The organism is Polaromonas sp. P1_E1_2, assembly GCF_056406035.1.
This window is the reverse complement of record NZ_JBFUAZ010000471.1, coordinates 1-3382: the sequence shown is the minus strand read 5'-3', so window position 1 is coordinate 3382 and position 3382 is coordinate 1. Positions and strand designations below refer to the sequence as shown.

Below are 3382 nucleotides of genomic sequence, written 5' to 3'. Positions count from 1 at the left end.
CTACCAGCACCCAGTCCACGCCGCCATACAGCTCGGCGATCAGCTGGTGAACGGTGAGCTCGGACGGCTTTTCAAATTCACGCATCAGCGCAAGCCGGTTTGGCGAGGCCACGACCACTTCAAAGGCACCGGCCTGGCGATGCCGGAAAGTGTCTTTGCCGGGATGGTCAATGTCGAACTTGTGGTGCGCATGCTTGACCACCGACACGCGCAGGCCTCTGGCCTTCAGTGCCGGGATCAGCTTTTCGACCAGTGTCGTCTTGCCCGAACCGGAATACCCGGCAAATCCGACCACGTTCATGATGTCGCTCTCACAGAAAGAAAGGCCGGAAGACGCCCAGGCCGCTATTAAAAATATAGCTGCTTGCGCAAGTCAGATATGGGCTACAGCCCGATTTAATGCACATTGTCGGCAATGTAGCGTTTGATCACGGCTGCATCGGCCGGCAGCACCTTGACGCGTTTCGGCAAGGCCTCAATGCCTTCGAACTTCGCCGGCCGCGTGGGCAATTGGCCCAGGGCTTCTTCAATGGTCGCCGCGAACTTGATGGGAAGCGCAGTCTCCAGCACGATCATGGGCACACCGGGTTGCAACTGCTCGCGCGCCACCTTCACGCCGTCGGCGGTGTGGGTGTCGATCATGGTGCCGAAGCGTTTGTAGGTGTCGCGGATGGTGGCCAGCCGGTCGGCATGGGTGCTCTTGCCGCTCACAAAACCGTAGCGCTGCGCGGCCGACTTGAAGGCTGCCTCCGCGCTCAGGTCAAAGTAGCCCTGGCTGCCGAGCTGGTCATGGAACAAGGCTTTGGTCTTGGCGCCGTCACGGCCCAGCAGGTCAAACACAAAGCGCTCGAAGTTCGAAGCCTTGGAAATGTCCATGGACGGGCTGGAGGTTTCGTGTGTGTCGGCGCTGCTGCGCACGCGGTAAACGCCGGTGCGGAAGAACTCGTCGAGCACGTCGTTTTCGTTGGTGGCCACCACCAGCTTGGCTATGGGCAGGCCCATCATGCGGGCSACRTGGCCRGCGCAGACATTGCCGAAGTTGCCKGAAGGGACSGTGAARTTGACCTTCTCGGTGTTGYTGYTCGTGGCCTGGAARTAACCGGCGAAGTAGTACACAACCTGCGCCATCAGCCGCGCCCAGTTGATCGAGTTGACCGTGCCGATCTTGTACTGGCGCTTGAACGCCAGGTCGTTGGACACGGCCTTGACGATGTCCTGGCAGTCATCGAACACGCCGTCAACCGCGATATTGTGGATGTTTTCATCCTGCAGGCTGAACATTTGCGCCTGCTGGAAAGGGCTCATGCGGCCGTTGGGCGAAGTCATGAAAACGCGCACGCCCTTTTTGCCGCGCATGGCGTATTCGRCCGCGCTGCCGGTGTCGCCGCTGGTGGCGCCCAGGATGTTGAGCTCTTCACCGCGGCGTGCCAGTTCGTATTCGAACAGGTTGCCCAGCAGCTGCATGGCCATGTCCTTGAAGGCCAGCGTGGGGCCGTTGGACAGGGCTTCGAGGTAGAGGCCGTCTTCAAGCTTTTTCAGCGGAACGATGGCTTTTGTGCCGAACACCTCTTCGGTGTAGGTCTTGTTGCAGATGGCTTTGAGGTCGGCGGCGGGAATGTCGTCGACGTAGAGCGAAAGAACCTCGAACGCCAGTTCAGCGTAAGACAGGCTGCGCCACTTCTGCAGCGTGGCAGCATCCACCTGCGGATATTGCTCGGGCAAGTAGAGGCCGCCATCAGGCGCGAGACCTTCGAGCAGGATTTCACAAAAACGCTTGCGGTCGGCGTGGCCGCGAGTGGAGATGTACAACATCAGGCCAGCTCCTCCTTGCGGATGCGCGTGATGGGCGCCAGCACCGTGGGCAGCGCCTGCATTTGCGCCAGGGCTTCGTTCATCTTTGCTTCCACGCACTCGTGCGTGAGGATGATGAGGTCGGTGTGCGTGGAACCCTCACCGCCCACTTCATCAGCTTCGCGCTGCAGCACCGCATCAATGCTGATGCCCGCGCCGGCCAGGATCCCCGTGACCTTGGCCAGCACGCCGGCTTCGTCGGCGACTTTCAGGCGCAGGTAGTAGCTGGTGACAACTTCGGACATGGGCACCACGGGCAAATCGCTCATCGCGTCGGGCTGGAAAGCCAGGTGCGGCACGCGGTGTTCTGGGTCTGCGGTGTGCAGGCGGGCAATGTCCACCAGGTCGGCGATCACGGCGCTGGCGGTGGGCTCGCTGCCCGCGCCCTTGCCGTAGTACAGCGTGGTGCCGACGGCGTCGCCCTGCACCACCACGGCGTTCATCGCGCCTTCAACGTTGGCGATCAAACGTTTGGCCGGCACCAGGCTGGGATGCACGCGCAGCTCGATGCCGTTGGCGGCGCGCTTGGTGATGCCCAGCAGCTTGATGCGGTAGCCAAGCTGCTCGGCATAGCGGATGTCTTGTGCGGCGAGACCCGTGATGCCCTCAACGTAGGCCTTGTCGAACTGCACCGGGATGCCGAAAGCAATGGCTGACATCAGCGTGACCTTGTGGCCGGCGTCCACGCCTTCGATGTCGAAGGTGGGGTCGGCTTCGGCGTAGCCCAGGCGCTGCGCTTCTTTCAGCACGACGTCGAAGTCCAGGCCCTTGTCGCGCATTTCGGACAGGATGAAATTGGTAGTGCCGTTGATGATGCCGGCGATCCACTGGATGCTGTTGGCGGTGAGGCCTTCGCGCAAAGCCTTGATGATGGGGATGCCGCCGGCCACGGCCGCTTCAAACGCCACCATCACGCCCTTGCGGTGGGCCGCCGCAAAAATCTCGGTTCCGTGCACAGCCAACAGCGCCTTGTTGGCGGTGACTACGTGCTTGCCGGCTTCGATGGCTTCGAGCACCAGCTGTTTGGCGATGCCATAGCCGCCAATGAGCTCGATCACGATATCGACGTCGGGGCTGGCCACGACCTTGCGGGCGTCGTCGACCACCTGCACACCCGCGCCCACCGCGGCTTTGGCGCGCGCCACGTCGAGGTCGGCCACCATGGTGATCTCAATACCGCGGCCGGCGCGGCGGCGGATTTCTTCCTGGTTGCGCTGCAGTACGTTATAGGTGCCGCTGCCCACGGTGCCAATGCCCAGAAGGCCTACCCGGATCGGGCTCAAATTCGTCGGTTTCATAGTCGCTGAGGTCTTGCTTTACGTTGATCTTGGAGTCCTGCCCCCAAAAGAGCGAGGAAAAGGAATGGGGCCGAATGCAGGGTCAAGTTCGGTTGTTGCGGTAGTTCTCGAGGAACTTCGCAATGCGGCCAATGGCTTCGCGCAGGTCTTCCTCATGCGGCAGGAAGACGATGCGAAAGTGGTCCGGCTCGGGCCAGTTAAATCCCGTGCCCTGCACCAGCATGACCTTGGTC

General features: G+C 61.6%; 3 protein-coding genes and 1 pseudogene. All 4 read right to left on the bottom strand.

Translation table 11 applies throughout. The annotated features are described in order from the left end of the window. A partial coding sequence (gene mobB / locus AC1D1P_RS18290) for a molybdopterin-guanine dinucleotide biosynthesis protein B (protein ID WP_477673941.1) occupies positions 1-301 on the bottom strand: 301 nt, incomplete at its 3' end. 95 nt (positions 302-396) lie between these two features. Next, positions 397-1812, bottom strand: a complete 1416-nt coding sequence (gene thrC / locus AC1D1P_RS18285) for a threonine synthase (protein WP_477673940.1) — start codon at positions 1810-1812, stop codon at positions 397-399. Further along, entirely contained in the window at positions 1812-3134 is a 1323-nt protein-coding gene (locus AC1D1P_RS18280; protein WP_477669608.1) for a homoserine dehydrogenase, read from the bottom strand. The genes thrC and AC1D1P_RS18280 overlap by 1 nt, the downstream gene beginning before the upstream one ends. A 97-nt stretch (positions 3135-3231) precedes the next feature. Continuing rightward, positions 3232-3382, bottom strand: a pseudogene (locus tag AC1D1P_RS18275) (aminotransferase); the annotation flags it as partial.